Below are 15,194 nucleotides of genomic sequence, written 5' to 3' on the forward strand. Positions count from 1 at the left end.
ATGTTCTATCGTGAGGCCGGAGATTTCAAAGTCTCTTACGTGGATGACAACCAGACTTTCCCGATCAAGTTCGATCGGTATCGGTATTATGCGGTTCTGGCGGTGGCGTTTGGGATCATCCCCTTCGTCATCAATGATTATTGGGCCAACGCGCTGCTGTTGCCCTTCCTGATCTATGCCATTGCGGCCATCGGTCTGAACATTCTGGTGGGCTATTGCGGTCAGGTATCCTTGGGCACCGGTGGGTTCATGGCTGTGGGGGCCTATGCCTGTTACAAGCTGATGACTGCATTTCCTGATGTCAGCATGTTCATCCACGTGATCCTCGCCGGGGGGATCACGGCCATCGTCGGTGTGCTGTTTGGCTTGCCATCCCTGCGGATCAAGGGATTTTATCTGGCAGTGGCCACGCTGGCTGCGCAATTCTTCCTTGTATGGCTCTTCAACCGGGTGCCGTGGTTCTACAACTATTCGGCCTCGGGCCAGATCAATGCGCCGGAACGGGATGTGTTTGGCATAATCATCACCGGTCCGAATGCGCCGGCTTGGGCAACCTATATGTTCTGCCTGATTTTCCTGTCGGTCAGCGCCCTGATCGCGCGCAACCTGACGCGAGGCACAACCGGGCGGAAATGGATGGCGATCCGCGACATGGACATTGCCGCCGAGATTATCGGAGTGAATCCGCTGAAAGCCAAGCTGACAGCCTTTGCCGTTAGTTCGTTCTTCGTCGGCATCGCCGGTGCACTGTTCTTTGCGGTCTATCTGGGCGCGGTTGAGGTGGGCGAGGCGTTTGGAATCCAGAAATCATTCCTGGTGCTGTTCATGATCATTATCGGTGGATTAGGGTCTATTTTCGGATCTTTCGCCGGCGCGGCCTTCCTGGTTCTGCTGCCCGTCGTACTGAAGGTGGTCGGGGTCGACGTACTGGGCTGGCCCACCGATATCGTGGCGCATCTGCAGCTGGTGATCGTGGGCGCGCTGATCATTCTGTTCCTGATCCTCGAACCGCACGGGCTGGCGCAGCTATGGCGCGTAGCCAAGGAAAAACTCAGACTCTGGCCGTTCCCCCACTAAGGGGCGGGCCCAATCAGAAGACGGGTGCGAAGCCCGAACCCAACATCGGATAAACCAAGGGAGGATACACCCGATGAAAATAAAACTGGCAACCGCGGCGCTGGGCGCCCTGATGGCCGCAGGGCCCGCACTTGCGGATCTTGTGATCCCCGATCTGAGCTATCGCACGGGCCCTTACGCGGCTGGCGGTATTCCGTTCTCGGATGGATACAATGACTATTTTACCCTGCTGAACGAACGCGATGGCGGCATCGGCGGCGTTCCTGTCCGGGTTATCGAATGCGAAACCGGCTATAACACCGAAAAAGGTGTGGAATGCTATGAATCTACCAAGGGCGAAGGTGCTCTGGTGTATCAACCGCTGTCCACGGGCATCACATATCAGCTGATCCCGAAAGTGACCGCAGACGACATTCCGCTGCACACAATGGGATATGGACGGACCTCAGCCAAGAACGGCGATGTGTTCAGCCACACCTTCAATTATCCGGCCAACTATTGGGACGGGGCTTCGGGTGCGATCAACTATCTGCTTGAGGAAAACGGCGGCGATCTGAGCGGCAAGAAAATCGCGCTGGTCTATCACAACTCGGCCTATGGCAAGGAACCGATCCGCACCCTGGAAGAGCTGTCCAAGAAACACGGCTTTGAACTGGTCGCCCTGCCGGTCGATCACCCAGGCCAGGAGCAGAAATCGCAGTGGCTGCAAATCCGTCGTGATCGTCCCGACTATGTCCTGATGTGGGGCTGGGGCGTGATGAACCAGGTTGCGGTACAAGAGGCCGCCAACATCCGCTTCCCGATGGAGAACTTCATTGGTGTCTGGTGGTCCGGTTCGGAAAACGACGTATTGCCTGCCGGTGAAGCCGCCAATGGCTACAAGGCACTGACCTTCCACAATGTCGGCACGAACTTCCCGGTCTTTGAAGATCTGCAGAAACACGTGGTCGATGCGGGCAAAGCCGCTGGTGCGGGCGATCAGGTCGGTACGGTCCTGTATAACCGCGGTATGTATGCCGCAGTTCTGGCCGCCGAAGCCATTAAGAAAGCACAGGAAATCTCGGGCAATGCCGACATCACCGCGACCGAAATGCGCGCCGGCATGGAAGCATTGGAGATGACCGAGGAGAAGATGACCGAACTGGGTCTACCGAACTTTGGTCCAACATTCTCGGTTTCCTGCGAAAACCATGGTGGCGACGCTCTGGTGGGTGTGACCCAGTGGGACGCAGCAAACAAGACCTGGACGATGATCTCGGACTTCAAACCAACCGATGGTGAAGTGATTGGCGCGCTGATCGACGAAGACTCCGCGGCTTACGCCTCGGAGAACAACATCGGATCGCGCTGCAACTAAGGCGCCTTGAAACGCGGGGCGGCGGGGACTGCCGCTCCGAACCCAACACAGGCATGAGGACACGCGCTGATGCTGGATGCGGAACAAACCACCGAAGTGCAGGCGGAAACCCTGCTTGAGGTCAACAATATCGAGGTGATCTACAATCACGTGATCCTCGTCCTGAAAGGCGTCAGCCTGACCGTGCCCAAGGGTGGGATCACAGCCCTGCTGGGTGGCAACGGCGCGGGCAAGACGACGACGCTCAAGGCAGTGTCGAACCTGCTGCACTCGGAACGGGGTGAGGTCACCAAGGGGACGATCACCTATCGCGGGACCAGCGTGCATGAAAGCGACCCCGCCGATCTGGTGGAAAAGGGTGTCATCCAGGTGATGGAGGGCCGTCATTGCTTCGAACACCTGACGGTCGAGGAAAACCTGCTGACCGGTGCCTACACGCGCAAGGACGGTAAGGCCGCGATTCAGCAGGATCTGGACCTTGTCTACACATATTTCCCGCGCCTCAAGGAACGTCGCCGGTCGCAGGCAGGTTATACTTCGGGTGGTGAGCAGCAGATGGTGGCGATGGGCCGGGCATTGATGTCGCGGCCCGAGACGATCCTGCTGGATGAACCCTCGATGGGACTGGCGCCGCAGCTGGTCGAAGAGATTTTTGGCATCGTTAAGGATCTGAACGAGAAAGAGGGCGTGTCCTTCCTGCTGGCCGAACAGAACACCAACGTGGCGCTGCGGTTCGCGCATTACGGCTATATCTTGGAATCGGGCCGTGTCGTGATGGATGGCCCGGCAGCCGAATTACGCGAAAATCCGGACGTGAAGGAATTCTACCTGGGCATGTCTGACGAGGGGCGCAAAAGTTTCCGCGACGTGCGCTCATACCGCCGCCGCAAGAGGTGGCTATAAGCGGATGGAGGATCTGGTCATGACGAAATATTTTGACGCGCTCGAGACCCGTTCAGCCGACCAACGTGCCGCCGATCAGGCGCAGGCTTTGCGCATTCAGATCGATCGGGCAAAGTCTGCTCCGGGCTTTGCGGCGCATCTGGCAGAGTCCGACACTGATGCTGTTGCTTCGGTGGAGGATCTTGCAAAACTGCCGGTACTAAGGAAGTCCGATCTGGCACAGGCGCAGGCGGCCCGCCCGCCTTTTGGCGGCTTTACCGTCAAACCAGCCCGGCATTTTCACCACGTGTTTCAATCCCCCGGACCGATCTATGAACCCGGCAGCACCGATCCGGACTGGTGGCGCATGGGGCGGTTCCTGCACGCGGCAGGCGTCGGGCCGGGCGATATCGTTCAGAACTGCTTTGGCTATCACCTGACACCTGCGGGGATGATTTTTGAAAGCGGGGCACGGGCCGTTGGGGCGGCGGTGCTGCCCGCCGGAACCGGTCAGACAGAACTGCAGGTAACCGCAGCCCGGGATGTAGGCTGCACGGCTTATGCCGGGACACCAGATTACCTGAAGGTGATTCTGGACAAGGCTGACGAGATGGGCGTTGCCCTGAGCTTCACAACCGCTGCCGTGGGTGGTGGTGCGCTGTTCCCGTCTCTGCGTCAGGACTATGCTGACCGGGGTATCTCGTGTCTGCAATGTTATGCGACGGCCGACCTGGGTAACGTCGCCTATGAAAGTGACGCAATGGAAGGGATGATCATCGACGAGCATGTTATCGTTGAGATTGTCACGCCGGGGACCGGAACACCTGTGGCGCAGGGCGAGGTGGGGGAGGTCGTGGTGACGTCCCTGAACCCTGACTACCCGCTTATTCGGTTTGCGACCGGAGATCTGTCTGCCATCATGCCGGGCATCTCGCCTTGTGGGCGCACCAATCTGCGGATTAAAGGTTGGATGGGCCGCGCCGATCAGACCACCAAGATCAAGGGCATGTTCGTGCGCCCCGAGCAGGTGGCGGCGCTGGTCGACAAGCACGAGGAAATCGTCAAGGCCCGCGTGATCGCCGCCCGTCAGGGTGAAATGGACACAATGACCGTTCAGATCGAAAGCCAGGGCGGAGACGACGTGGCCTATGCCAAATCCGTGGTCGAAGTGCTGAAACTGAAAGGTGCGATCGAGGTCGTAGCCCCCGGATCACTGCCCAAGGACGGGTTGGTGATCGAAGATCAGCGCGTCTATGAATGACCCAATACAGCTCTGCGGCAGTATGTGCCGCAGATTTGTTCCCCCGCGCACTGGTGTTTCTTAGCATTTTGGTCGATTAAAGGCTGAATCTGCGCCTTTGCCAGTCACAAGCCGGAAACATGGCCGAAATCGATTATTCAGAACACGGAGCACGCAATCGGGGCGTGTTTGGCACTCGTTTGGTGGGTACGGTCGCTTGTCTGGTGGCCGCCGCCTGTTTGTTGCCGATGCTGGCCGTCGTTCTGGCGGCGGTTACAGGCGGGACAGATACGATTTCGCACCTGCTGGATACGGTTCTGCCACGCTATGCGCTGACGACGGTGATTTTGGTGGTTCTGGTGGCCGCAGGTACTTTTTCCATTGGTGTCGGCGCCGCGTGGCTGGTGACGATGACACGCTTCCCCGGCGTGCGTTTTCTGGAAATCGCGCTGGTTCTGCCGCTGGCCTTTCCGGCCTACGTTCTGGCCTATGCCTATACTTTCATTCTGGATCACCCGGGGATCGTCCAGACTACGTTGCGTGATCTGACCGGCTGGGGTCCGCGCGACTATTGGTTCCCCGAAATCCGCTCGACCGAAGGCGCGGCGGTGATGCTGATTCTGGTCCTCTATCCATACGTTTACCTGCTGGCCCGCGCGGCGTTTCTGCAGCAAAGCGCCACTGCCTTTCTGGCTGCCCGAGCGCTGGGCAAGAGCCCCTGGCTGGCGTTTTGGCACGTTTCCCTGCCCATGGCCCGCCCAGCCATTGCAGGAGGTGTTCTGCTGGCAATCATGGAAACCATCGCCGATTTTGGCACAGTGGCCTATTTCGGCGTGCAGACCTTTGCCACCGGTATCTACACCAGCTGGTTCTCGATCGGCGACCGCGCCGCCGCGGCGCAGCTTGCCCTTTGCCTGCTGGGTTTTGCGTTGGTTATGGCCGTGGCCGAGCGGATGCAGCGCGGCAGGGCGAAGTATTACCAAACTGGCAAAAGCCATGCGTCTCTGCCCTCGGCGCGGTTGAAAGGCTGGCAATCTGCGGCGGCGTTTACGCTCTGTGCCATTCCGGTGCTGCTGGGCTTTTTGCTGCCTGTGTTCATCCTGATCCAGATGGGTTTGACGTCGGAACAGAATCTGCTGTCGCGGCGCTATATCGGGTTCATTCAGAACTCGCTGACGCTGGCGGGCGTGGCCGCAATGGTCACCGTTTGCGCCGCGATCTGCGTTGGTTTCTTTCAACGGCTGCGGCCGGGAAGGGGTTCGGCCACCGCAGGTTATCTGGCGCGATTGGGCTATGCGGTGCCGGGTGGCGTGATCGCGGTTGGCCTGATGGTACCTTTTGCCAGTTTCGACAACGCGCTGGACGCCTGGATGCGCGAAACCTTCGACATTTCGACAGGGCTGCTGGTCACAGGCTCGATCTGGTTGTTGGTGGCTGCTTATATGGTGCGCTTTCTGGCTGCAGCGCTCAGCGCCTATGAAGGTGGGCAGAGCACCGTGCACGCCAATATGGACGCGGCCTCTCGGTCTCTGGGGCAGACACCGCTGGGGACGCTGCGCCGGGTGCATTTGCCGATCCTGACGCCTTCGCTGCTGACGGCGCTTCTGATCGTTTTTGTCGATGTAATGAAAGAGCTTCCCGCGACGCTGATCATGCGGCCTTTCAACTTTGACACTCTGGCGGTCCAGGCCTATCGGCTGGCCTCGGACGAGAGGCTGGAAGGCGCGGCTGTTCCCTCGCTGGTCATACTGGCCGTGGGGCTTTTGCCGGTGATTCTGATCTGTCGGCAGGTCGGGCGGCGCTAGGGTTCAGCGGTTCAAAAATACAACACTCTTTTGCTTCGGGCTTGATTCAAACGCGAATTCCGGCAAGGCTTGGGTTATGAACATGCAGCCTCCTAGCCGGTTTTCTGCAAACTCGGCCCAGATGCCCGTCGCGTTCGACCGGCGCGAGATGTCACATATCCTGTCCGTCTATGGCCGGATGGTCGCCGCCGGAGAATGGCGCGATTACGGAATATCCAACCTGTGTGATATGGCAGTGTTTTCCATCTTTCGACGAACGGCAGAGCACCCGATCTACCGGGTCGAGAAACACCCGCGCCTGCGGCAAAGGCAAGGGTTGTACTCGGTGGTCGGTATGGACGGGCGCATTCTGAAACGCGGCCATGATCTGCGGACTGTATTGCGGGTATTGGAGCGCAAGCTTATTCGGTCCGTTGACCCTGATTAGAGCCTTTTATGGGCCGTAACAGGCCCGTCGCCCTGTTCCAATATCCGTGCAATGGCCTGATCCATCGGCTCAAAGGTCACGTCCATGTGGTAGGCATTGGCGTGCAATAGCATATCTTCGCCGTAGACCCAGGCGACATGCCCCTTCCAAAACAGCAGGTCGCCGCGTTTTGCCGGTGTTCCGGCTGGCAACGCCTCGCCCAGCTCACGTTCCTGATCACCACTATCTCCGGGGCAGGGCAGGCCGCAGGCCAATAGACCTGCCTGAATCAGTCCCGAACAATCCACCCCAAACCGGCTGTTGCCTCCCCACAGGTAAGGCGTACCCAGAAACAGCTCTGCCACGGCCGCCGGGTCAGTCAGGCGGGTAGTGCTGAGCTTGGCGTGCACTGCGGGGATGAATCCCAGTTCCGTTTCCAGAAACCCGTTTTTTTCGGACAGCGCCTGCACCCTGCTGCCGAAACTCAGGGAATCCAGATCCGGACTTTTGATATCCGGACCGGCATAGGCGTGTGTGGAGGGCGCCGTGATCCAATGGGTTTCCGGCCGCTCCGGTCCCAAGAGGTTGGAGGCAATCCAGCCGGTGTATCCGTCCTTGTCCGCGGTGACGTGGCTCCAACCGTCTTGCGAGTTGTCGACGTTGACCGTGTCGCCATACAAAAGCTGCCGGTCCCGCGGGCCATCCGGGTTACAGAGCAGGTCAACGACCGGTTTTATGATACGCTGCTGGGTCATAGGTCCAAAATCTCGGGCAGGGCGGCCAACAGGGCGCGCGGTCCTTGCCCCAGACCGCCCTTGCTGCGACCAGGGGCTTTACTGGACTGCCACGAATAGATGTCGAAATGCATATAGGCACTGTCACCTGCAAACCGGCGCAGGAACAGGGCGGCAGTGATGGACCCCGCAAATCCGCCCGAGGGCGCGTTGTCCAGATCGGCGACACCCGGTTCGATCATCGCCTCGTACGGTTCATGAAACGGCATCCGCCAGACCGGGTCGGCAGCTTTTTGTCCGGCGCGCGCCAGCGCCTTGGCCGCATTGTCGTCATCCGTGTAAAACGGCGCCAGATCGGCACCGACGGCCACGCGCGCAGCACCTGTCAGCGTCGCCATTGAGATCACCAGGTCCGGTTCCCCCTCAGCCGCCAAAGCCAACGCATCGGCCAGCACCAGCCGCCCCTCGGCATCGGTGTTGTTGATCTCAACCGTCAGACCCTTGCGTGAAGTCAGGATGTCGCCGGGTCGAAACGCATTCCCTGCAACCGAGTTCTCAACCGCCGGTATCAGTACCCGCAGTTGCACCGGTAGCTTCAGCGCCATGATCATCCGTGCCAGACCCAGCACATTCGCCGCGCCACCCATGTCCTTTTTCATCAAAGCCATCGAGTTGCCCGGTTTCAGGTTCAGCCCGCCGGTATCAAAACAGACCCCCTTGCCGACCAGCGTCAGTTTCGGACCAGTACCGCCCCAGTTCATATCGATCAGACGCGGTTGCTGCGCGGCGGCGCGACCAACCGCATGGATCATTGGGAAATTCTGATCCAACAGGGCCTCTCCGCAGATGACTTCGCAGGACGCTCCAAATTTCCGGCCCAGTGCCTCGGCGGCAGCCTGTAACTGCTCTGGCCCCATGTCCGAGGTGGGCGTGTTGACCAGATCACGGGTCAGGGCCTCGGCATTGGCCAGGACTTCGATCCGGGCGGCATCTATGCCTTCGGGTGCAGTCAGACGAGCCTTTGCCGGGGATTGACTGGCATAGTGGTCAAACGCATAGCCGGTCAGAAGCCAGCCCAGGCATTCGGTGTCCAGCACGTCATCGGGCACGCCCGAAGCGATGGTGTACACCCCTTCGGGCAGCGCTTCGGCTGCCGCGGCCAGCGGGAACCGCTTGCGCGCGCGACTGGAGGGTTCGCCGTAACCTGCCAATGCGTGTGTCAGAACACCCTCGGGGCCGGGGATCAGCACGACCTGACCCATCGCGCCGGTGAACCCGCTGGCCCTGACCCAGGATACGACCTGATCCGGCTGGCCGCTCAACCAGTCGTCAAGATCGGATTGCGCGATGACATGCAACGACACAGAGGGCTCGGATGGTGAAGCGAAGGACAGAGTCATGGGCATCTCGACTGGTTCGATTTGCGCCCAGCCTAGCGGTCGTTGATCTGTCCGCAAGCCCTGTCAGACCGAAAGGTCCTGCTGATCCCAGATCACGGTCAGCGATTTCTCACCCACCCGGATCAGCCGCGACAGGGTGGCACCGGTGGCGACCGCATCCCCGGCGTCGACTGTCCGCGCCACATCGCCGGCAACGCGGGCCAGCGCGACCATCCCGATCTGTTCCGAGATCGCAACCAGCGAGCGCGAACACTTGCGCAGCCCCGTCCAATCGCGCTGCCGCCAGAACCGTTCACAGTTCGACAGGCGCACGGCCAGTTCCTCGACCGTGCGGCACAGCACATCCAGTGCGTTTTTGTCGCCCAGTTGTCGGTACAACCCGTTCAACCGGTCCTGGTCCAGCCGGACGGATTCTTTATGTTCAAGCGTGATAATCTTATCCACCACATTCACCCTAAATCTCTATGCCCCCACGGCATAGCCCGACTTTGGCGATGAATTCCTTTGCAAAACCTTGCATCCGCGCAGGATAATCGCTCGAATTTTCTGCGAATTCGGGGTAGAGCAGCTCTCAGCGAAGAAATCAGGGACACGCAAATGGATCATGCCAAACCTCTGCCGAATTATCTGGTCAAGCGGTACCACGGTTGGAAAGCCACCACTTATTCCGAAAATCAGGTCTGGTATCGTCGTCTGGCAACCGAAGGGCAGCGCCCGCGTGCGATGGTCATCTCCTGCTGCGACAGCCGGGTTCATGTCACGTCGATTTTCGGCGCTGATCAGGGCGAGTTCTTTATTCACCGCAATATTGCCAACCTCGTGCCGCCCTACGCTCCGGACGGTGACCATCATGGCACCAGCGCCGCAATCGAATATGCGGTTACCGCGCTGAAAGTCGCACATCTGATCGTGTTGGGCCATTCGCAATGCGGCGGCGTTCAGGGTTGTATCGACATGTGCAAAGGCCAGGCGCCACAGTTGGAAGCAAAGGAAAGCTTTGTTGGCCGCTGGATGGATATCCTGAAACCGAAATACGATCTGGTTTCCGATGTCGAAGACAGCACTGATCAGGCGCGTCAGTTCGAGCGGCAGGCGGTTGTCGCTTCGCTTGAGAACCTGATGACGTTCCCCTTTGTGTCTTCCGCGGTCGAGAGTGGTTCGCTCAGCCTGCATGGTCTGTGGACCGATATCGGCGAAGGCGGGCTGCAATGTTATGACCCGCAGGAAAAGAAATTCGTGGTGGTCTGAGCCACTCAGACGTTCCGCAAAAACAAAGGCGTGGGATCAGGTCTCTGATTCTGCGCCTTTTTTTGCTATAGTCACTGCGTTTTTCTTAGGATCAGGAGCGCGTGATGCGATTCATTAAACGCATTCTTCTTATTCTGTTTACGCTTGTTCTGGTGCTGATCGGGGTTTCTTACCTGTTGCCCGGCAAGGCCGAAGTGTCCCGTAATATCACTATCGATGCGCCGGCCAGCGCAATCTTTCCCTACGTAAATTCCATGCAGGAGACCGAGAAATGGTCTCCCTGGCTGGCGCGAGACCCTGAGACCAAGCTGTCCTATAGCGGACCCGAGGCTGGTGTGGGCAATACTCTGAGATGGAGTTCGGAGCACCGGGAGGTCGGATCAGGGACGCAGGAAATCGTTGAAAGCGTCCCCGATCAGATGGTCAAAACCGCTCTGGATTTCGGTCAGATGGGCACCGCTTCGGCATCGTTCACGCTGACACCCGAAGGGGACCAGACGCAGGTGACATGGGGGTTCGATTCCGACCTTGGACTCAACCCGATGTCCCGCTGGATGGGGCTGATGATGGATAAATGGGTCGGAGGCGACTATGAGCGCGGTCTTTCCAAACTGAAGGCCCTGGTTGAAACTGGCCAATAAGGTATCAGCGCGGTCACAAAAACCGGACACCCGACTTTCAGGGCAGGCTGATACGGGCTTTGATCCCCAAGTGATCGGATCCCATGAACGGGCGCAGTTCCGCAGTGCCGGTCGTGCCTTTGGGAACAAGAAGGTTGTCAATTGGCATGGGCAGCATCCAACTGCCACGGTTGTGCGTGTTCAGCGCCGGGCCGAAGACCTGATTATCGGCAGCGGATCCGATGCGGCGCACGCTGCTGCCCCAATGAACCATATTGAAATCGCCCGCGATCAAAACCGGCCCTTCCAATTGTTCGATGTGCCTTGCAATTCTCTTGCTTTGTTCGAACTGCTCATACGGGTAGGGCCAGTTGAGGTGAACGGACACTACCCAGACGGGCTGCTTGTCCGGGCCGACTACCTGAAGCCCTACCAAACCAAGCCCATGCAGGCAGAATTCCGTTCCTTCGACAACAGGTAAGGTTGTCAGGATTGCAACATTCTGCTCGGGTCGAAACTCGCAAATCGCCGATCTCGGATAATGGTCAAACAGGTTGCTCATATATTCCTGATTGTGGCTGGACACTTCCTGCAGGGTCACAATTTCGGCGTTTGACTGAAGGATGTCGTCTGCAAGCGGATACCGCGGCCAGGCCTTGGACATCAGGTTCTTTTGGTACAGCGTGACGCACGTATCGTCGCAATCATCGGATGCGGGTATGAACCCGGCCGCGACGGAACCCACCGCAATCATTGCAAAAACCAGAGAAGCCAGTGCAAAACCTCTGGCGTGCACCGCCAAAAGGATCACGGCAAACAAAACCAACAGAACCCCGACCTGCGGTCGCATGAGCGCGATCGAATCCCCGGGCGCAAAATACCGCCCGGTGAACCCAAAGATCACCAACACCATCAATAAGACTGCGCACCCCGCGATAACGGTTTGCGCAAACTTGTTTCTGGTCGCGAAACGCACGATCTGCCTCAATCTTCTGCCTGCTGCTTCAATTAATCCCTAATTAACACATTTCCACCAGAGACCCTATGGACTCACGATACAATGCAGAACTGTTTGATGTCAGCCGACAGGCCAACTGCTACACAAAACCGGATATCTGTTCAGAATCGATCGCATCACTCCTGACCACTGGGTGCTCGATCGCGTCGGTTCGTCCAGCACCATCGTCTCGCGTGGTTTAGTCTCCAGATGGAAGGTTTCGGCGCTAACCCACGCGGGTCAATTTCAACGGCCAACTGGCTTCGTAGGTGCGTATGTTCTCGGACCGGGCGACGGACAGAACATCCGCGGGTATACGCTCGGCCACAAGAACGCCGTCCAGCCTGCCATGAGCGAAACCGTCCTTCTTGCCAAGCGCGAGCAGATAATCAGTTACCTGATGCACGGCAGCTGGTTTGGCTTCGGCACGTTTCAATTCAATAACTAACCAGTCGCCGGTCACCCGGTCGCGGGCGAGTATGTCGACCCGTCGGGAATTCAGACCCCCGTCTAACGGAAACTCGTCCTGAAAAACGTCGTATCGAGCCCCCCATGGCGTTCTTGACCAGTTCGTGAGTATTTCGCGCTGAATGACATATTCAGTAGTGAAGCCATCACCTTCATGTGTCTTTCTGTTGAGGGCGAGAACCGAGTGATCAAAGTCTGAAAGCAATCTGAGCGTTGGGATGACCAGATCACGCGCAACAACGAGGTGGCCCGCCGTCCTGTTGCGCTTTTCAAAGTCAAAGGGAATTCCCGCCGAGATAAACTGCTCATGGTACTTTCCATTAAAGACCGCATGGCCAAAATCTCCACGCCCGGCATGAAACGTATCGATGGCAAGCGACCATTGGTCTCCTCGCTCTGGCGAAAACGCCAGATAAACGACACCTCTTGTGTTTGGCCAACGTGCTTTCCGGCGGGGATGATCATTACGGATCATGCAGGTCAATCCGCTGGAAAGAGCCGTCTCAATCACCTGCTTGACTGGCGGAGTAAGGCGCCAGTTCCGCGCGACATATGCTTCGCCGAATTGTTGAACCAAGAGACCGCTTTCGACCTCTTCAATACTGAGTCCGATTGAAAAGGTTGCTTGCGTCATGATCGTTCTCGTCTGGTCTTGCGCGCAGAATACTGACAGGGGGGCGGGATGGCCATCCCGGTTTCGAAGGGCGTTAGGTCAAACGACGCGCAAAAAAAACCCCGCCAGTTGGTAGGCGGGGTTCTTGCGTTTTTGGATTTTTACGACTTCAGCCCTTTTTCAGAACCTCACGGCCCAGCAGTTCCGCGATCTGGACGGCGTTGAGGGCCGCGCCCTTACGCAGGTTGTCCGAGACGCACCACAGGTTCAGACCGTTTTCCACGGTCGAGTCCTGACGAATGCGGCTGATGAAGGTGGCGAAGTCGCCCGCGCATTCAATCGGCGAGACGTAGCCGCCGGGTTCGCGTTTATCGATCACCATGATGCCCGGTGCTTCGCGCAGGATGTCGCGGGCTTCGTCTTCGTCCAAAAACTCCTCGAATTCGATGTTCACAGCCTCGGAGTGGCCAACGAAGACGGGAACGCGCACGCAGGTTGCGGTGACCTTGATCGACGGGTCGACGATCTTTTTCGTCTCAACAACCATCTTCCACTCTTCTTTGGTCGAGCCGTCTTCCATGAAGACGTCGATCTGCGGAATGACGTTGAAGGCGATCTGTTTCTGGAACTTCTTCGGTTCAACTTCGGTGGTGGGGTTGTAGACGGCTTTGGTCTGATCCCACAGCTCATCCATCCCTTCTTTGCCGGCGCCGGAAACCGACTGATAGGTCGACACGACGACGCGCTTGATCCGGGCGCGGTCATGCAGCGGCTTCAGCGCGACAACCATCTGCGCGGTCGAACAGTTGGGGTTGGCGATGATGTTCTTGTTTTTATAGTCGTGGATCGCCTGCGGGTTGCATTCGGGCACGATCAGCGGGATGTCCGGATCGTAGCGGTAGAGCGATGAGTTATCGATTACCACACAGCCGGCCGCAGCCGCCTTGGGGGCGTACACCTTGGTCGCCTCGGAACCCACGGCAAACAGCGCCATGTCCCAGCCGGTGAAATCGAAAGTGTCCAGGTCCTTGGTAGTGAGTGTCGTGTCGCCAAAGCTAACCTCGGTGCCCAGCGACCGACGGCTTGCCAGGGCGGCAAGTTCATCGACGGGGAACTGGCGCTCCGCCAGGATGTTCAGCATTTCGCGGCCCACGTTACCCGTGGCGCCGACGACTACGACGCGATAGCCCATTTCATGTCTCCAAAGTTAAGGACGCGCGTTCATAGCCGCGTTGCAGCGAAGAAAAAAGAGTTTTCGGGGTATATTTGCCGGAATGACGCCGATTTGACGCGGCCCAGCGGGTCAAGCGTCGCTCAGAAGGCGTTCATAGAGGGCAACAAGCGTTTTTGCCTCGCCATTGATGTCGAAGTTCCGCTCAACATGGGCGCGGGCGGCAGTGCCTGATCGCGCAAGGGAATCGCGGTCGGACAGCATTTCGGCGGCGGCGTTAGCCAGCGCCGGGATATCGCCAGGTTTCACCACGCGGCCCAGAGATGGGTCGGTCACGATCTCGGAAAACGCGCCGACATCTGTGGCAACAACCGGCACGCCGCAGGCCATCGCCTCAAGCGGGGTCAGGCCAAAGCCTTCCCACCGTTGCGGAGCGATGAACAAGTCCAGAACCTGATACCATTCGGCGATCTGATCGACGGTCACTTCGGGCTTGAACAGGATGCGATCAGACAGACCTTCCTTGGTGACCTTGTCTTTCAGTTCGGCCAGGAACACGGCGTGTTTTTCGGTGGCGCGGCCCATGATGATGCCATGGACATCGTCAAAGCGACCGCACAGATCGATCATTGTATCGACAAAGGCGTCGGTACCTTTCTGGTGCCGGATGCGGCCATAGCAGCCCAGCAGCAGACCATCCGGCAAACCCAGTCGTTGCCGAACGGCGGCTTTTTCTTTGGGTGGTGTGAAATCCTGAAGGTTGATGCCGTGCATGATCACCTGTGCGTCACGCTCCAGATACCTGGCGGTCTTGCGCGAGGTGGCGACCACCGCGTCCATCCTGTCGATCAGCCATTTGGTATAGCCGGTATGGGCGCGTTGTGAGGCGCTGGTGAACAGTAGTTTTAACCGCAGCCGGAAGACATTGCGCAGGATCAGGCCCAGCAGCATCTCGGTATTTCGCCGCGCATGCCAGACGCGTAGGGGTTTGCGCGACAGAAAGGGTAGGCGGCCCAGCGGGATATGCGGGATGTCCGATGGCAGGCCCAGCCCCGTTGCGGCGATGTCGATCCACTGCACCTGCAGCGGTACCAGCCTGGCAATCGTTGCGGTCACACCCGAAAGTCGGCGTTTGAGATTGGGGGCAATGACGCGCGGGTCGGACATGGATACTCC

Annotated in this window: 15 protein-coding genes; 8 read left to right on the top strand and 7 right to left on the bottom strand. The window is 58.5% G+C overall.

Annotated features, from left to right (window positions below):
- The 6 genes from GOX66_RS07315 (at nucleotide 1) to GOX66_RS07340 (ending at nucleotide 6,788) form a co-directional block, all read left to right on the top strand.
- Complete coding sequence (locus GOX66_RS07315; RefSeq protein WP_170761120.1) at nucleotides 1–1,077, top strand: branched-chain amino acid ABC transporter permease; 1,077 nt, start codon at nucleotides 1–3, stop codon at nucleotides 1,075–1,077.
- Nucleotides 1,078–1,150: 73 nt separating this feature from the next.
- Nucleotides 1,151–2,434 carry an ABC transporter substrate-binding protein gene (locus tag GOX66_RS07320; RefSeq protein ID WP_170761122.1) on the top strand — a complete coding sequence of 428 codons (1,284 nt, stop codon included), beginning with the start codon at nucleotides 1,151–1,153 and terminating at the stop codon, nucleotides 2,432–2,434.
- A gap of 69 nt (nucleotides 2,435–2,503) precedes the next feature.
- On the top strand, nucleotides 2,504–3,337 hold the full coding sequence (locus tag GOX66_RS07325; RefSeq protein ID WP_170761125.1) for an ABC transporter ATP-binding protein: 834 nt from the start codon (nucleotides 2,504–2,506) through the stop codon (nucleotides 3,335–3,337).
- 19 nt (nucleotides 3,338–3,356) lie between these two features.
- Nucleotides 3,357–4,577, top strand: a complete 1,221-nt coding sequence (locus GOX66_RS07330; protein WP_170761126.1) for a phenylacetate--CoA ligase family protein — start codon at nucleotides 3,357–3,359, stop codon at nucleotides 4,575–4,577.
- A gap of 119 nt (nucleotides 4,578–4,696) precedes the next feature.
- Nucleotides 4,697–6,361 (top strand): ABC transporter permease, encoded by a 1,665-nt coding sequence (locus GOX66_RS07335; protein ID WP_170761128.1) that lies wholly within the window; start codon nucleotides 4,697–4,699, stop codon nucleotides 6,359–6,361.
- A gap of 76 nt (nucleotides 6,362–6,437) precedes the next feature.
- Nucleotides 6,438–6,788: a DUF2794 domain-containing protein gene (locus GOX66_RS07340; protein WP_170761129.1), complete on the top strand. Its 351-nt coding sequence runs from the start codon at nucleotides 6,438–6,440 to the stop codon at nucleotides 6,786–6,788.
- Here GOX66_RS07340 and GOX66_RS07345 read toward each other — a convergent pair.
- The 3 genes from GOX66_RS07345 to GOX66_RS07355 form a co-directional block, all read right to left on the bottom strand.
- Nucleotides 6,785–7,522, bottom strand: coding sequence for a C40 family peptidase (locus GOX66_RS07345; RefSeq protein ID WP_170761131.1), 738 nt, complete (start codon nucleotides 7,520–7,522; stop codon nucleotides 6,785–6,787). The genes GOX66_RS07340 and GOX66_RS07345 overlap by 4 nt on opposite strands.
- The gene (locus GOX66_RS07350; RefSeq protein WP_170761133.1) at nucleotides 7,519–8,901 is read right to left on the bottom strand and encodes a leucyl aminopeptidase family protein; all 1,383 of its coding nucleotides are present in this window, start codon (nucleotides 8,899–8,901) and stop codon (nucleotides 7,519–7,521) included. The genes GOX66_RS07345 and GOX66_RS07350 overlap by 4 nt, the downstream gene beginning before the upstream one ends.
- Before the next feature lie 63 nt (nucleotides 8,902–8,964).
- The gene (locus GOX66_RS07355; protein WP_170761135.1) at nucleotides 8,965–9,354 is read right to left on the bottom strand and encodes a hypothetical protein; all 390 of its coding nucleotides are present in this window, start codon (nucleotides 9,352–9,354) and stop codon (nucleotides 8,965–8,967) included.
- Nucleotides 9,355–9,498: 144 nt separating this feature from the next.
- Between GOX66_RS07355 and GOX66_RS07360 the strand changes: the two genes are divergently transcribed.
- Both GOX66_RS07360 and GOX66_RS07365 read left to right on the top strand, forming a co-directional pair.
- Nucleotides 9,499–10,149 carry a carbonic anhydrase gene (locus GOX66_RS07360; RefSeq protein WP_170761137.1) on the top strand — a complete coding sequence of 217 codons (651 nt, stop codon included), beginning with the start codon at nucleotides 9,499–9,501 and terminating at the stop codon, nucleotides 10,147–10,149.
- Nucleotides 10,150–10,253: 104 nt separating this feature from the next.
- Nucleotides 10,254–10,790: an SRPBCC family protein gene (locus GOX66_RS07365; protein ID WP_170761139.1), complete on the top strand. Its 537-nt coding sequence runs from the start codon at nucleotides 10,254–10,256 to the stop codon at nucleotides 10,788–10,790.
- 37 nt (nucleotides 10,791–10,827) lie between these two features.
- Here GOX66_RS07365 and GOX66_RS07370 read toward each other — a convergent pair whose 3' ends face one another.
- From GOX66_RS07370 to GOX66_RS07385, 4 genes are all read right to left on the bottom strand, one after another.
- Nucleotides 10,828–11,745, bottom strand: a complete 918-nt coding sequence (locus tag GOX66_RS07370; RefSeq protein ID WP_170761141.1) for an endonuclease/exonuclease/phosphatase family protein — start codon at nucleotides 11,743–11,745, stop codon at nucleotides 10,828–10,830.
- Between the two features lie 247 nt (nucleotides 11,746–11,992).
- Complete coding sequence (locus tag GOX66_RS07375) at nucleotides 11,993–12,868, bottom strand: endonuclease NucS domain-containing protein (protein WP_170761143.1); 876 nt, start codon at nucleotides 12,866–12,868, stop codon at nucleotides 11,993–11,995.
- A gap of 148 nt (nucleotides 12,869–13,016) precedes the next feature.
- Nucleotides 13,017–14,039, bottom strand: a complete 1,023-nt coding sequence (locus GOX66_RS07380; protein ID WP_170761145.1) for an aspartate-semialdehyde dehydrogenase — start codon at nucleotides 14,037–14,039, stop codon at nucleotides 13,017–13,019.
- Between the two features lie 111 nt (nucleotides 14,040–14,150).
- Nucleotides 14,151–15,185: a glycosyltransferase family 4 protein gene (locus GOX66_RS07385; RefSeq protein ID WP_170761148.1), complete on the bottom strand. Its 1,035-nt coding sequence runs from the start codon at nucleotides 15,183–15,185 to the stop codon at nucleotides 14,151–14,153.
- Between the last annotated feature and the right edge of the window lie 9 nt (nucleotides 15,186–15,194).

The organism is Ruegeria lacuscaerulensis, from assembly GCF_013031245.1.
Lineage (GTDB): Bacteria > Pseudomonadota > Alphaproteobacteria > Rhodobacterales > Rhodobacteraceae > Ruegeria > Ruegeria lacuscaerulensis_C.

What these genes read in the sequence shown, in the direction of transcription:
- GOX66_RS07320 (WP_170761122.1), top strand. Translation starts at nt 1,151, where the DNA reads ATGAAAATAAAACTGGCAACCGCGGCGCTGGGCGCCCTGATGGCCGCA.
- GOX66_RS07330 (WP_170761126.1), top strand. Translation starts at nt 3,357, where the DNA reads ATGACGAAATATTTTGACGCGCTCGAGACCCGTTCAGCCGACCAACGT.
- GOX66_RS07360 (WP_170761137.1), top strand. Translation starts at nt 9,499, where the DNA reads ATGGATCATGCCAAACCTCTGCCGAATTATCTGGTCAAGCGGTACCAC.
- GOX66_RS07365 (WP_170761139.1), top strand. Translation starts at nt 10,254, where the DNA reads ATGCGATTCATTAAACGCATTCTTCTTATTCTGTTTACGCTTGTTCTG.
- GOX66_RS07345 (WP_170761131.1), bottom strand. Translation starts at nt 7,522, where the DNA reads ATGACCCAGCAGCGTATCATAAAACCGGTCGTTGACCTGCTCTGTAAC.
- GOX66_RS07350 (WP_170761133.1), bottom strand. Translation starts at nt 8,901, where the DNA reads ATGACTCTGTCCTTCGCTTCACCATCCGAGCCCTCTGTGTCGTTGCAT.
- GOX66_RS07325 (WP_170761125.1), top strand. Translation starts at nt 2,504, where the DNA reads ATGCTGGATGCGGAACAAACCACCGAAGTGCAGGCGGAAACCCTGCTT.
- GOX66_RS07335 (WP_170761128.1), top strand. Translation starts at nt 4,697, where the DNA reads ATGGCCGAAATCGATTATTCAGAACACGGAGCACGCAATCGGGGCGTG.
- GOX66_RS07315 (WP_170761120.1), top strand. Translation starts at nt 1, where the DNA reads ATGTTCTATCGTGAGGCCGGAGATTTCAAAGTCTCTTACGTGGATGAC.
- GOX66_RS07385 (WP_170761148.1), bottom strand. Translation starts at nt 15,185, where the DNA reads ATGTCCGACCCGCGCGTCATTGCCCCCAATCTCAAACGCCGACTTTCG.
- GOX66_RS07380 (WP_170761145.1), bottom strand. Translation starts at nt 14,039, where the DNA reads ATGGGCTATCGCGTCGTAGTCGTCGGCGCCACGGGTAACGTGGGCCGC.
- GOX66_RS07375 (WP_170761143.1), bottom strand. Translation starts at nt 12,868, where the DNA reads ATGACGCAAGCAACCTTTTCAATCGGACTCAGTATTGAAGAGGTCGAA.
- GOX66_RS07340 (WP_170761129.1), top strand. Translation starts at nt 6,438, where the DNA reads ATGAACATGCAGCCTCCTAGCCGGTTTTCTGCAAACTCGGCCCAGATG.